This is a genomic window from Mesorhizobium sp. WSM4306 (assembly GCF_007003975.1).
Classification (GTDB): Bacteria; Pseudomonadota; Alphaproteobacteria; order Rhizobiales; family Rhizobiaceae; genus Mesorhizobium.
Genome location: NZ_VFTC01000005.1, coordinates 122,363 through 135,161 on the forward strand (window position 1 = coordinate 122,363; position 12,799 = coordinate 135,161).

12 protein-coding genes are annotated in these 12,799 nt (G+C 61.4%); 8 read left to right on the forward strand and 4 right to left on the reverse strand.

Annotated features, from left to right (window positions below):
* Positions 1 to 23 precede the first annotated feature (23 nt).
* Positions 24 to 830 (reverse strand): alpha/beta hydrolase, encoded by an 807-nt coding sequence (locus tag FJV77_RS09100; RefSeq protein WP_142866471.1) that lies wholly within the window; start codon positions 828 to 830, stop codon positions 24 to 26.
* 301 nt (positions 831 to 1,131) lie between these two features.
* On the opposite strand from FJV77_RS09100, the gene FJV77_RS09105 reads away from it, so the two are divergent.
* Genes FJV77_RS09105 through FJV77_RS09115 form a run of 3 tightly spaced genes read left to right on the forward strand, consistent with a single transcriptional unit; the run spans position 1,132 to position 5,966 of the window.
* A complete protein-coding gene (locus FJV77_RS09105) occupies positions 1,132 to 3,081 on the forward strand; it encodes a PrkA family serine protein kinase (RefSeq protein ID WP_142866472.1) in 1,950 nt (649 codons plus the stop codon).
* Positions 3,082 to 3,099: 18 nt separating this feature from the next.
* A complete protein-coding gene (locus FJV77_RS09110) occupies positions 3,100 to 4,410 on the forward strand; it encodes a YeaH/YhbH family protein (RefSeq protein ID WP_142866473.1) in 1,311 nt (436 codons plus the stop codon).
* An 11-nt stretch (positions 4,411 to 4,421) separates the two neighbouring features.
* Positions 4,422 to 5,966, forward strand: coding sequence for a SpoVR family protein (locus tag FJV77_RS09115; protein WP_142866571.1), 1,545 nt, complete (start codon positions 4,422 to 4,424; stop codon positions 5,964 to 5,966).
* Positions 5,967 to 6,087: 121 nt separating this feature from the next.
* On the opposite strand, the gene FJV77_RS09120 is transcribed toward FJV77_RS09115, so the two are convergent.
* Genes FJV77_RS09120 through FJV77_RS09130 form a run of 3 tightly spaced genes read right to left on the reverse strand, consistent with a single transcriptional unit; the run spans position 6,088 to position 8,718 of the window.
* Positions 6,088 to 6,978, reverse strand: a complete 891-nt coding sequence (locus tag FJV77_RS09120) for an HlyC/CorC family transporter (protein ID WP_142866474.1) — start codon at positions 6,976 to 6,978, stop codon at positions 6,088 to 6,090.
* Position 6,979: 1 nt separating this feature from the next.
* A complete protein-coding gene (gene aroB, locus FJV77_RS09125) occupies positions 6,980 to 8,110 on the reverse strand; it encodes a 3-dehydroquinate synthase (RefSeq protein ID WP_142866475.1) in 1,131 nt (376 codons plus the stop codon).
* Positions 8,107 to 8,718, reverse strand: coding sequence for a shikimate kinase (locus FJV77_RS09130; RefSeq protein WP_142866476.1), 612 nt, complete (start codon positions 8,716 to 8,718; stop codon positions 8,107 to 8,109). The genes aroB and FJV77_RS09130 overlap by 4 nt, the downstream gene beginning before the upstream one ends.
* 171 nt (positions 8,719 to 8,889) lie before the next feature.
* On the opposite strand from FJV77_RS09130, the gene FJV77_RS09135 reads away from it, so the two are divergent.
* From FJV77_RS09135 to FJV77_RS09155, 5 genes are all read left to right on the forward strand, one after another.
* The gene (locus FJV77_RS09135; RefSeq protein ID WP_142866477.1) at positions 8,890 to 9,042 is read left to right on the forward strand and encodes a histidine kinase; all 153 of its coding nucleotides are present in this window, start codon (positions 8,890 to 8,892) and stop codon (positions 9,040 to 9,042) included.
* A 26-nt stretch (positions 9,043 to 9,068) separates the two neighbouring features.
* Positions 9,069 to 9,980 carry a site-specific tyrosine recombinase XerD gene (locus FJV77_RS09140; RefSeq protein ID WP_142866478.1) on the forward strand — a complete coding sequence of 304 codons (912 nt, stop codon included), beginning with the start codon at positions 9,069 to 9,071 and terminating at the stop codon, positions 9,978 to 9,980.
* Between the two features lie 96 nt (positions 9,981 to 10,076).
* Positions 10,077 to 11,027 (forward strand): acetyl-CoA carboxylase carboxyltransferase subunit alpha, encoded by a 951-nt coding sequence (locus FJV77_RS09145; protein ID WP_142866479.1) that lies wholly within the window; start codon positions 10,077 to 10,079, stop codon positions 11,025 to 11,027.
* 235 nt (positions 11,028 to 11,262) lie between these two features.
* On the forward strand, positions 11,263 to 12,558 hold the full coding sequence (locus FJV77_RS09150; RefSeq protein ID WP_142866480.1) for a murein L,D-transpeptidase family protein: 1,296 nt from the start codon (positions 11,263 to 11,265) through the stop codon (positions 12,556 to 12,558).
* Positions 12,559 to 12,567: 9 nt separating this feature from the next.
* A complete protein-coding gene (locus FJV77_RS09155; RefSeq protein WP_142866481.1) occupies positions 12,568 to 12,792 on the forward strand; it encodes a sulfurtransferase TusA family protein in 225 nt (74 codons plus the stop codon).
* Positions 12,793 to 12,799 lie beyond the last annotated feature (7 nt).

A 12,799-nucleotide genomic window follows, 5' to 3' on the forward strand; every position in this document is an offset into this window, starting at 1 on the left:
AGGACGCCTCGGGGGTTGGGCGATCAGGCGACCGTCGATTTCAGGAATGCCAGCGTGGCGGCCGTCAACGCATCGCCGTCCTCGCCAAAGTCATGGTTGATCGACATATGCGTGTAGGCGCTGCCGTCGAACAGTGTCACCGCAGTGCCTGTGGCGCGCAGGCGCTCGGCAAAGGCCGTCGATTGCTCGTCGCGGCCATCGGCGCGCGAATAGGCGATGAAGGTCGGCGGATGCTTGCGCCCGTCGATATGGCTCGCCGGCGACAGGGCCGCCCATTGCGAAGGATCTGAAAAGACGCGGGCATAAGCGCGGACCATGCCGCCACTTTTTTCAAGCGCCGCAAGATCATAGGCCCGGGTATCGTCGAGGATCAGCCCGGCCACACCGGGCAGCCCGCCGCGCATGCCAGTAAGCGCGATCAAATGGCAGCCGGCCGAATGGCCCATGCCGACGATGCGGTCGGGATCGCCGCCATGTTTGGCGATGTTGGCCCTGACATAGGCATAGGCCTTCTCAACATCGCCGGCCTGGGTGGCGACATCGGCCTCGGGCAGCATGCGATAGTCGATGGAAACGAAGCAGAAGCCGTTGGCCAGCAGGAAGGCCGGCTTGGCGCCGACCTGGCTGCGTTTCCCGAACTGCCAGGTACCGCCATGGACAAACAAGACCACCGGCAGGCCCCTGGCGCCATCGGGCGCATAGATGTCGAGCTTGGCGGGTCCATAATCGACGGTATGCGGCGCCGGCTGGCGCATCCGCCAGGCTGCTGGCACAGCGGTTGGCAACAATGCCGCCATGGACATCAGGACAAGACTTCGTCGATCTATCATCGCCGCCCTCCGGCCGCTTCGCGGGGAGAGAATGCCCGTGGGCGCCGCACGCGTCCAGTCAAGGATCGACAACACATTGCCGGCCTGCATCAGGTGGCTGCGGCATGACGGCCAGGGCCGCTTGATCAGCCGGCTCGCGATGCGGTTACCGCACAGATCAGCGCGCCGGAACGACACCCTGGCACGGCCCTGTGTGACCGCTACAACTTCTGCTTAAGATCAAGGGAACAAACAACGCATCCCGATAGTTGAATATGCGACGAGCCGATGGGCAACAGATTGGCTCTGAGGGCAAAGCATCATGCGTGAGAACCAATCCGACGTCTTCGACCTGTTTTCGGAGATTTATTCCAACGCGGTTAAGGAAGAGACCAGCCTTCAGCAATATCTTCTTGCCTGTCGAGAGGACAAATCGTTGTACGCCTCGGCGCCCGAACGGATGGTCGAGGCAATCGGCGAGCCGAATCTGGTCGACACCAGCCAGGACGAGCGGCTCGGCCGCATTTTTTCGAACCGCACGGTCAAGGTGTATCCCTCTTTCTCCGACTTCTATGGGATGGAGGACACGATCGAGCGCATCGCCGGGTATTTCCGCTATGCCTCGCAAGGGCTCGAGGAGCGCAAGCAGATCCTGTATTTGCTCGGCCCGGTTGGGGGCGGAAAATCATCTCTCGCCGAACGGCTGAAGAGATTGATGGAGCAGCGTCCGATCTACACGCTGAAGGTCGGCAACCAGATCAGCCCTATTTTTGAATCGCCGCTCGGCCTTTTCCATCCCGATCGCATGGGCGATTTGCTGGAAGAGAAATACGGCATAGCCCGCCGCCGGCTGAACGGGCTCATCTCGCCCTGGGCAGCCAAACGCCTCGATGAATTGTCTGGCGACATTTCCAAATTCAGCGTGGTCAAGCTGATGCCTTCGCGGCTGCGTCAGATAGGCATTGCCAAGACCGAGCCAGGCGATGAGAACAATCAGGACGTTTCGGCCCTGGTCGGCAAGGTCGACATCAGGCAATTGGAGAATTTCAGCCAATCCGATCCGGACGCCTATTCATACAGCGGCGGATTGAACCGGACCACGCAAGGCCTGCTCGAGTTCGTGGAGATGTTCAAGGCGCCCATTAAGGTGCTGCATCCGTTGCTGACGGCGACGCAGGAAGGCAGCTACAACGGTACCGAAAATTTTGGCGCCTTTCCCTACCAGGGCATCATCGTCGCCCATTCCAACGAATCGGAATGGCAGCAATTCAAGAACAACAAGAACAACGAGGCCTTTCTCGACCGTATCCTGGTGGTCAAGGTTCCGTATTGCCTGCGCATCACCGAGGAAAGGCAGATCTACGAGAAACTGCTGCGCGAGAGCGAACTGGCCGGCAGCCCCTGTGCTCCGGAAGTGCTGGATATTCTCAGCCGATTCACCGTCTCGACCCGCCTTGCCGAGCACGACAATTCGCCGACCTACACCAAGATGCGCGCCTACGATGGCGAGAACCTCAGGGAAATCGATCCCAAGGCGAAGTCAGTCCAGGAATATCGCGACGCAGCCGGCGTCGATGAAGGCATGACTGGGGTAAGCACCCGCTTTGCCTTCAAGATCCTGTCGCAGACATTCAACTACGACACCAAGGAGGTCGCTGCCGATCCAGTGCACCTGATGTACATCGTGGAAGAGGCGATCAAGCGCGAGCAGTTTCCAAAGGAAACGGAAGCCGCCTATCTCGAATTCATCAAATCAGAGCTCTCAACGCGCTACGCCGAATTCATCGGTCACGAAATCCAGAAGGCCTATCTGGAATCATACAGCGAGTATGGCCAGAATCTCTTCGACCGCTATATCGCCTACGCCGATGCCTGGATCGAGGACCAGGACTACAAGGATCCCGATACCGGTCAGATTCTCAATCGCGAGGTATTGGACAACGAACTGTCGCAGGTCGAAAAACCCGCCGGGATCGCCAATCCCAAGGACTTCCGCAACGAGGTGGTCAAATTCACGCTACGCGCCCGGGCGAGAAATCATGGCCGCAACCCGTCCTGGACCAGCTACGAAAAGCTTCGCGAGGTCATCGAGAAGCGCATGTTCGGCCAGGTCGAGGATCTTCTGCCGGTGATCAGTTTCGGCTCCAAGCAGGACAGCGTCACGGAAAAGCGGCACAATGAGTTCGTGCAGCGCATGGTGGAACGTGGCTACACCGAACGGCAGGTACGCCGGTTGGTTGACTGGTACATGCGCGTGAACAAGGCGGGTTGAGGCAGCCCGAATGGTTCCATGCCGATCTTTATCGACCGCCGTTTGAATCCAAAGGACAAGAGCCTGGGTAATCGCCAGCGCTTCCTCAGGCGCGCGCGCGAAGAACTCAAGCGGAGCATCCGCGACCAGATCAGCACCGGCCGCATCGCCGATGCGGATCGGGAGCATGCGGTGCCGATGCCTGAAAAAGGCACCAGCGAGCCGGCCTTCAACGACGCCAGGGACAGCGGTCGACGGAACCATATCCTGCCCGGCAACAGGACGTTCAACTCCGGTGACCTGATCCCCAAGCCTGCTGATGGCGGAGGGGGGCTCTCGTCTCCGGGAAAGACCGACTCCGAAGACGATTTTCGCTTTGTGCTGTCACGCGAGGAGGTGCTCGATCTCTTCTTCGAGGATCTCGAACTGCCCGACCTTATCAAGCTCAACCTTAAGCAGATACTCACATTCAAGCCGAAGCGGGCAGGCTTTGCGACAAGCGGATCGCCCACCAACATCAGTGTCGTGCGCACCATGCGAAACAGCCACGGTCGCCGTATCGCGCTCAGGCGCCCCAAGCAGACAGAGCTGGATGCGATTGCCCAGCAGCTCGCCATGCTGGAATCGCAGCCGCCAAACGCGGAAACGCTCAAGCGCATTGCGGCGTTGCGCGAGGATTTCGAACAGCTGGAACGGAGGAGGAGGCGGATCGCCTTTGTCGATCCGGTCGACATCCGCTTCAACCGCTTTGACCCCCGGCCGGTGCCGAATGCCAGCGCCGTCATGTTCTGCCTGATGGACGTCTCCGGCTCGATGGGAGAGCGCGAGAAGGATTTGGCCAAACGCTTTTTCGTGTTGCTTCACCTGTTCCTCACGCGGCGTTATGAGCGAACGGAGCTCGTTTTCATTCGCCATACCCATGAAGCCCAGGAAGTGGACGAGCACACCTTCTTTTACCACACCCAGAGCGGCGGAACGGTCGTTTCCACCGCGCTTGAGGAAATGCACCGTGTCATCGAACAACGCTATCCGCCCACTGAATGGAACATCTATGCCGCTCAGGCCTCCGACGGCGACAATTCCTCTGCCGACTCCGAGCGCTGCATAGAACTGCTCGACGGCAAGCTCATGCGCCTGTGCCAATATTTCGCCTATGTGGAGATCATCGACGAACGGGAAAGCCATATTTTCGGCGCGACAGAAAACGGCACATCGCTCTGGCGAGCCTACAGCGTGATCGAGCAGAAATGGCCAAACTTCCAAACAAGGCGCATCGCCGCGCCGGCCGATATCTACCCGGTCTTTCGCCAGCTGTTTGCCAGGCAGCCGGCTACGCGACAGAGCGCGTGAGGATAAGGTCGATGGACAGGCAAGCCGGCGCATCCAGGCTGCTTTTTTCCGGGTCGGACTGGGATTTCAAGAAACTGTCGCGCGTCTATGACGAGATCGAAGCGATCGGCGTCGAGGAGCTTCATCTCGATATCTATCCAGTGCAGATGGAGATCATCTCCTCGGAGCAGATGCTCGATGCCTATTCGTCGGTCGGCATGCCGCTGATGTATCGGCATTGGTCATTCGGCAAGCATTTCCTCTACAACGAATTTCTCTACCGCAAAGGCGGGCGCGGCCTGGCCTATGAACTGGTCATCAACTCCAACCCCTGCATCGTCTACCTGATGGAGGAAAATACCATGGCCTTGCAGGCCTTGGTGACCGCCCATGCAGCGCTGGGACACAATCATTTCTTCAAGAACAATCAACTCTTCCGGCAATGGACGGACGCCGACGGAATCCTGAGCTATCTGAACTTCGCAAAGGGCTATATCGCCCACTGCGAGGAGCGCCACGGCATGGCCGCCGTGGAGGCCGTGCTCGATTCCGCCCACGCACTGATGGAGCATGGAGTCTTCCGATATCACCGGCCGCCGAAACTGTCGTCGGAGCAGCAGCGCGAAGGACTTCGCGAGCGCCTCGAATATGAAGAGCGCTCCTATAGTGATCTGTGGCGCACCCTGCCGCCTTCGCAAAGGGTCGGCAAGGCCGAAGTGCGGGATGAAGGCGAGGTGGAGCGCAAGAAATCGCTCCACCTGCCGGAGGAAAACCTACTGTATTTTCTGGAGAAAAACAGCGTTGTACTTGAGCCTTGGCAGCGCGAGGTCATCAGGATCGTGCGTGTTGTCGCGCAGTATTTTTATCCGCAGCGGCAAACCCAGGTGATGAACGAAGGCTGCGCCACCTTCGTGCACTACACGCTCATGAACATGCTGTTCGAGCGTGGCAGGATCAGCGAAGGCGCCATGCTCGAAATCCTGCGCAACCATTCGAATGTGATCTCTCAGCCGGCCTTCGACGATCCCCGGTTTTCCGGCATCAATCCTTATGCCCTCGGCCTCGACATGATGCAGGACATCCAGCGCATCTCGACAGAGCCGACCGCGGAAGACCGCGACTGGTTTCCGGACATCGCCGGCCGTGGCGACTGGCGTGATACCCTGCTCGAAGCTTGGGCCAACCACCGCGATGAATCCTTCATTCGCCAATATCTAAGTCCCGCTCTGATCCGGAAATGGCGGCTCTTCGTGCTGGCCGACGGCGCCGACCAGCCGCACTATGAAGTCGCATCGATCCACAACGAGCGTGGATACAAAAAGATACGCGCCGCTCTGGCCCAAAGCTACGATATCGGTTCGAAACGACCCGACATCCAGGTGGTAGACGTGGATCTGCTTGGCGATCGGTATTTGCGGCTGCAGCACCAAGTGAAAGATGGCATCATGCTCGACGGCAAGAGCCGCGACGCGACGCTCCGTCATATCCGAAGGCTCTGGGGTTATGATGTCAACCTGGCTGCGATCGATGCTGAAACCGGCGCGACGCTAAGCCAGCGTTCAACAAGGGATTTGTGATATCCACGGCCGAAATCGGCTAGAGCGGTTCACCGTTTCACAGAAACGGCGAACCGCTCTATGTCTTTGTTTTTACGCAATTCCGGACGGAAAAACCGCTCACACTTTTCCTGGAATTGCTCTAACCTTCCCCCGCCGGCCTGATCCTGATCCTGGCGATCCGGTTCTTGTCGCGCTTCATCACCACGAAGCGCTTGCCGTGGAAGGTAAAGGCCTGCTTTTCCTCGGGGATCGACTGCGTCTCGTGGATGACCAGGCCGGCGATGGTGGTGGCTTCTTCGTCCGGCAGGTTCCAGTCGAGCGCCCGGTTGAGATCCCGGATCGGCACGGTGCCGTCGACGACGACGGAGCCATCGGCTTCCTGCTTGACACCCTGGATATCGACATCGTGTTCATCGGCGATCTCGCCGACGATCTCCTCGATGATGTCCTCCAGCGTCACCAGCCCTTCGACCTCGCCATATTCGTCGACGACGATGGCAAAATGCGCCTTGGCGCGCAGGAAGGCGTTGAGCTGTTCCTGCAAGGTTGTGGTGTCGGGCACGAACCACGGCTTCGACGCGATCTTCATCACGTCGATTTTTGTAAAGTCGTTGCCGACCTCGTTCAGCGCCCGGAGCAGGTCCTTGGCGTGCAGCACGCCGACAATGTTGTCGAGCGAGCCCTTCCACAGCGGCATGCGGGTGTGCGGACTCTGCACGATCTCGCGCACCACGGCTTCCGGCGCATTGTCGGCATTGACCGAGCGCATATTGGTGCGGTGGACCATGATGTCGGAGACTTCGAGCTCGGCGAGATCGAACAGGCCGCCGACGCGGTCGCGTTCCTCGCGCACCATCTGGCCGTCGCGGCGGAAATCGTCGACCGCGCCGCGCAACTCGTCCTGGGTCGACCGGTGCGGCTCGATGCGAGACAGTTCGTAGCCGAACATGGCAAGCAGGCGCGTGCGCACGGCAATGAAAAACAGGATGAGGATGGCGAGGACGGCGACGACGATCCAGCCAATGTCCATCTCAGCCGGCTTTCCCGTTGTCCGGATGATTTTCCCTGAGGAATGACAGAACTTCCGACGCCGGCACATCCTTGGCAATAAAAGCCTGGCCGATACCGCGCGTCAGGATGAAGGTCAGCGCGCCGCGCGACACTTTCTTGTCCTGGGTGATGAAGCCAAGCAGCGCCTCGGCGTCGGGCAATTCGCCGGGGATGTCGGCCATCCGCCAGGGCAGGCCGACGGCGCGCAGATGTGTCTCGACGCGCGCTGCGTCATCGGGGCTCGCCAGATTGAGCCGTGCGGAAAAGCGGTGCGCCAGTGCCATGCCGATGGCGACGCCTTCGCCATGGACAAGACGAGCGCCGTCATACTGTGTGGCTCCCTCCAGCGCATGGCCGAATGTATGGCCGAGATTGAGCAGCGCGCGGTCGCCAGTCTCGAACTCGTCGCGGGCAACGACATCGGCCTTGGCGCGGCAGGCTTCGGCAATGGCCTCGGCCCGCTCCGCACCGCCGGCGAATACTTTTGTCCAGTTCTCTTCCAGCCAGGCGAAAAACACCGGCCGGTCGATCAGCCCGTATTTGGCGAGTTCGGCATAGCCGGCGCGAAATTCGCGGATCGGCAGCGTGTCGAGCACCTCGGTGTCGGCCAGCACCAGCTTCGGCTGGTGGAAGACGCCAACCAGATTCTTGCCGCGCGGACTGTTGATGCCGGTCTTGCCGCCGACGGAGGAATCGACCTGCGCCAGGAGCGACGTCGGGATCTGGACGAAATTCATGCCGCGCCGAACGATCCCGGCGGCAAAGCCGGTGAGGTCGCCGATGACACCGCCGCCGAGCGCGATGACGACGTCGCCACGCTCCAGCTTGGCGGCCAGCACGCCGTCGACCACCTCTTCGAGATGGGAAAAGCTCTTGGTCTTTTCGCCGGCCGGCAGAGTGATGACAGCAGGGTGGATGCCGCCTGTTTCCAGACCGGCCTTCAGCGCGTCGAGATGTGCCGCTGCGACATTGTCATCGGTGACCACCGCCGCCCTCGTGCCAGGCAGTCGGCGCGATATCTCGGCGCCGGCACGCGTCAAAAGGCCAGGCCCGATCAGGATGTCATAGGCGCGCTCGCCAAGGCCGACCTCGACAATGACAGGCTCACTCATGGCCGTACCTCGCCCGGCGCCATGGTGGCCGGAATGCCGAAATGCCCGCACAATGCGCCGACGACCTCGGTCGCAATGACTTCCTTGCGGTCGTCGCGGGTTGGCACGGTGACGTTTGACGTGGCATAGACCGGATAGCGTTCGCCCATCAGCCGCTCCAGCACGGCGCGCGGATCGGGGTTTTTGAGCAAGGGCCGGTTCTGCTTCTTGGAGACGCGCTCCATCAACAGATCGAGCTCGGCCTTCAGCCACACCGAGACGCCATGCGACGCGATCGCGTCGCGCGTCTGCGCATTCATGAAGGCGCCGCCGCCGGTCGACAGCACCTGCGGCCCGTTTTCCAGGAGGCGCAGGATGACGCGCTGCTCGAGCGCCCGGAATTCGGTCTCGCCATAGCGCTCGAACAGTTCCGGCACGGTCATGCGCGACACGCTTTCAATCTCCTGGTCGCTGTCGATGAAGGGTAGCGACAGCATGGCCGCCACCTTGCGGCCGATCGCTGTCTTGCCGGCGCCCATCAGGCCGACAAAGACAATCGAACGACTGCCCAGCCTGTCGAGCAGCACGGCATGGCTCTCGCCAGGAGGATTTGCTGGTAACGCGTTCATGAGACCATGCTGTTTCTAAGCCGTCTTTGCCGGCGTATCGACATCAAAAGCCCGTTTGCGTCAAGCATGGCGCCCCTCGCGCACAGAGCCCTTCGTCCTTGAATTGACGGAATTAGCGTCCCATAAGGGCACAGGGTTTGGAATCGCAAGCAAGAAGACGGGCGAAGATTGATGCCGACACTGTTCCGCTTTGTCGTGACACTGATGATTCTCGCCGGCATTGCCTATGGTACGATGGTGGCGCTGGCGATGTTCGTCGAGCCGAAAAAGGCGGAAATCACCGTGCGCATTCCGCCCGAAAAGCTGAACCCGAAGAAAAACTGATCCAAAGCAGACTGACTTCAGGAAAAATGAACAGCGCGGCTCGCATCGAAGCCTTCCTCGAAATGATGAGCGCCGAACGCGGTGCCGCCGAAAACACGCTGTCCTCCTATCGCCGCGATCTCGAAGACGCCTCGCAGCAGATTGGCGGCGGGCTTGCCGCCGCCGCCGCGGCCGACATCCGCGCCTATCTCGACGACATCGCCGCACGCGGCTTTGCGCCGACCTCGCAGGCGCGCAAACTGTCTGCGATCCGCCAGTTCTTCAAATTTCTCTATACCGAGGGCCTGCGCGGCGATGACCCGACCGGCACGCTCGACAGCCCGAAAAAGGGCCGACCGCTGCCCAAGACGATGAGCGAGGCCGATACCGGCCGGCTGCTCGACCGCGCGGCGCTCGAGGCCGCCGATGAGGGCCACGGAGAGCGGTTGGCGGCGCTGCGTCTGCACGCGCTGGTCGAAGTGCTCTACGCCACCGGCCTGCGCGTCTCCGAATTGGTCGGCCTGCCGGTGACCGTTGCCCAGCGCGACGACCGCTTCTTCATGGTGCGCGGCAAGGGTGACAAGGAGCGCATGGTGCCGCTGTCGGGCAAGGCGCGCACGGCGATGCGGGCCTGGCTCGCGGCCCGCAAAACGGGGCCGGCTTTCGCCGACAGCCCGTTTCTGTTTCCGGCCGCCGGCGGCAGCGGCTATCTCTCCCGGCAGGTCTTTGCCAGGGACCTCAAAGGCCTTGCGGCACGGGCCGGCATATCGGCGGCGAAAATATCGCCGCATGTGCTGCGCCATGCTTTCGCCAGCCATCTCCTCCAGAACGGCGCCGATCTCAGGGCGGTGCAGCAGCTGCTCGGCCATGCCGATATCTCGACCACGCAGATTTACACGCATGTGCTGGAGGAGCGGCTGGTGCGGCTGGTCAACGATCATCATCCGCTTGCCGACTAGGCCTCATATCGCTATGTGAAGGCACGTTCCACCGCGCGGAGCCGCCATTTCCCGGGTCCCGCCTCTTTGCCTTCCGACGCATCGGTCCGCTCAAGAATGTACAATTACCTCGATTTCGAAAAGCCGGTGCAGGACCTTGAACTCAAGATCCTTGAGCTGAAGAAGCTTGCCGAGAATGGCGAGGCGGTCGATGTCGGCGACGAAATCAGCCGGCTTGAGAAGCGCGTGCGCGACGCGTTGCGCGACATCTACAAGGCACTGACGCCGTGGCAGAAGGTGCAGGTGGCGCGCCACACCGACAGGCCGCATTGCCTCGACTACATCAAGGGCCTGCTCAGCGATTTCACGCCGCTCGCCGGCGACCGCAATTTCGGCGAGGACCAGGCGATCATCGGCGGCTTTGCCCGCTTCCGCGGCGAACCGGTGGCCGTCATCGGCCAGGAAAAGGGCTCGGACACGGCGAGCCGGCTCAAGCACAATTTCGGTTCGGTGCGCCCTGAAGGCTACCGCAAGGCGGTGCGGCTGATGGAGCTTGCCGACCGCTTTAATATCCCGCTACTGACGCTGGTCGACACCGCCGGCGCCTATCCCGGCGTCGGTGCCGAGGAGCGCGGCCAGGCCGAAGCCATCGCCCAGTCGACCTCGGCTTGTCTTGGCCTCAAAGTGCCGTCGATCTCGGTTGTCATCGGCGAAGGCGGCTCGGGCGGCGCCATTGCCATCGCCACCGCCAACCGCGTCTACATGCTGGAACACGCCATCTATTCGGTGATCTCACCGGAGGGTGCGGCCTCAATCCTGTGGCGCGACACCACGCGTTCGAAGGATGCGGCGACCAACATGAAGATCACCGCCCAGGATCTTCTGGAAATGAAGATCATCGACGCCATCATTCCCGAGCCGCTCGGCGGCGCCCAGCGTGCGCCTGAAACGGTGATCGCCGCCACCGGCGATCTCATCGCAAAGACGATGAAGGATTTTGCCGGCGCCAACACCGATTTTCGCGAGCAGCGCCGGGAAAAATACCTGGCGATGGGCCGCAGCCTCTGATTTCAGGCCGGCCGGGCGCCGTAATGTGGCGTCAGCGAGCAATTTCGCCACAAAAATGCCGCCGCATTCGGTTCAATGAAAAGTCCGTGACATCGAGCGAATTGCCGTGGGGGCAGCCATCCGGAGCTTGCGGTAAGGAATTTTCAAGGTTAACGGGCTTAGGGTCCGTGAAGGTTTAGTGTGTTGGCCTGCGGCTGCGAAGCCCACGCCCCGGGAAAAAGACATAGCCGTAACCATGTTTGCCAAGCTTGCCCGCACCGGAATCCTGATCGCCGCCCTCGGCGTTGCCGGCTGCAACGATTCCTCGATGAAGAATTTCGCGCCGGAGGCCAACAAGCCGCTGCCGGACAAGATCCTCGCCGACATGAAGGCCAAGGGCATGGTCCGCACCTCGTCGGTGATGGCCCGCATCTTCAAGGAAGAAGGCAAGCTCGAGATCTGGAAGGCCAAGACCACCGGCCGCTACGAGATGGTCGCCAGCTACGACATCTGCAAATGGTCGGGCAAGCTTGGCCCGAAATACACCGAGGGCGACCGTCAGGCGCCGGAAGGCTTCTACACGGTTCGCCCCTCGCAGATGAATCCGCGCTCGAACTATCACCTGTCCTTCAACATCGGCTATCCCAACGCCTATGACCGTGCCAATGGCCGCACCGGCGCCAATCTGATGGTGCACGGCGCCTGCTCGTCGTCGGGCTGCTATTCGATGACCGATCCGCAGATCGAGCAGATCTACGCTTTCGGCCGCGACGCCTTCCAGGGCGGCCAGACCGAGTTCCAGATCCAGGCCTTTCCGTTCCGCATGACCGCCGCCAACATGGCGCGCTATCGCAACGACCCGAACTACGAGTTCTGGAAGATGCTGAAAGTCGGCTACGACAATTTCGAGATCACCAAGGTGCCGCCGAAGGTCGATGTCTGCGAGAAGCGCTATGTCTTCAACCAGGTGGCGCCTGAAGGGACGACCTTCGATCCGACCGGCGCCTGCCCTGCGACCACGCAGCCAGATTCGCTGAAGAGCGCCTACAACGCCTATCAAAGCAGCTATGACGCGGCCTTCACCGGCGCGGTCAAGACCAGCGTGCCGGCGCCCAAGCCGACCATTGCCGGCATCAAGGAAGCCAGCATCGTTTCCGACTGGTCGAAGCGCCGCGCCCGCGGCGAGCGAGTGCCGATCGACCCACCGTCTCTCAATTCCGACGGCACGGTGACCGAGACGGCGCGCATGGGCCGCATCGATTCGCCGGCCGGCCGCAAGATGGCGGCGCTCGACGCCGAGAAGGAAGCCAAGCGCAAGGCCGAGGAACAGCGGGTTGCGGCCATCGAGGCCGCGAAAGCCGCCAAGGCCCAGGCACTGGCTGAAAAGGAAGCGGCCAAGGCCCAGGCGATAGCCGAAAAGGAAGCAGCCAAGCAGGCGGCCCAGCAGCCGGTCGCTACCGCCAGCGTCGAGGCAGCCCCGGCCGAGCCGCAGGCCGACGAAAGCCGGCTGTCAAAGATCAAGAACAAGCTGCTCGGCATGTTCGGCGGCTGAGGTTTCTCCTTGGCCGCGATCTATGATCTCAAGGGGCTGAACTGCCCCTTGCCCGTTCTCAAGGCGAAAAAGCGCCTGGCGGCGATGCAGCCGGGCAGCCGGCTGTGGCTGGAGACCACCGACCCGCTGGCCGTCATCGATATTCCCGCCTTTTGCGCCGACGCTGGCCACCAGCTGGTTGAAACAGCGGCCGTCGCCGGCGGTCATCGCTTTCTGGTCGAGCGCGGCGCTTAGCGCCCTA

What these genes read in the sequence shown, in the direction of transcription:
- FJV77_RS09100 (WP_142866471.1), bottom strand. Translation starts at nt 830, where the DNA reads ATGATAGATCGACGAAGTCTTGTCCTGATGTCCATGGCGGCATTGTTG.
- FJV77_RS09105 (WP_142866472.1), top strand. Translation starts at nt 1,132, where the DNA reads ATGCGTGAGAACCAATCCGACGTCTTCGACCTGTTTTCGGAGATTTAT.
- FJV77_RS09110 (WP_142866473.1), top strand. Translation starts at nt 3,100, where the DNA reads ATGCCGATCTTTATCGACCGCCGTTTGAATCCAAAGGACAAGAGCCTG.
- FJV77_RS09115 (WP_142866571.1), top strand. Translation starts at nt 4,422, where the DNA reads ATGGACAGGCAAGCCGGCGCATCCAGGCTGCTTTTTTCCGGGTCGGAC.
- FJV77_RS09120 (WP_142866474.1), bottom strand. Translation starts at nt 6,978, where the DNA reads ATGGACATTGGCTGGATCGTCGTCGCCGTCCTCGCCATCCTCATCCTG.
- aroB (WP_142866475.1), bottom strand. Translation starts at nt 8,110, where the DNA reads ATGAGTGAGCCTGTCATTGTCGAGGTCGGCCTTGGCGAGCGCGCCTAT.
- FJV77_RS09130 (WP_142866476.1), bottom strand. Translation starts at nt 8,718, where the DNA reads ATGAACGCGTTACCAGCAAATCCTCCTGGCGAGAGCCATGCCGTGCTG.
- FJV77_RS09135 (WP_142866477.1), top strand. Translation starts at nt 8,890, where the DNA reads ATGCCGACACTGTTCCGCTTTGTCGTGACACTGATGATTCTCGCCGGC.
- FJV77_RS09140 (WP_142866478.1), top strand. Translation starts at nt 9,069, where the DNA reads ATGAACAGCGCGGCTCGCATCGAAGCCTTCCTCGAAATGATGAGCGCC.
- FJV77_RS09145 (WP_142866479.1), top strand. Translation starts at nt 10,077, where the DNA reads ATGTACAATTACCTCGATTTCGAAAAGCCGGTGCAGGACCTTGAACTC.
- FJV77_RS09150 (WP_142866480.1), top strand. Translation starts at nt 11,263, where the DNA reads ATGTTTGCCAAGCTTGCCCGCACCGGAATCCTGATCGCCGCCCTCGGC.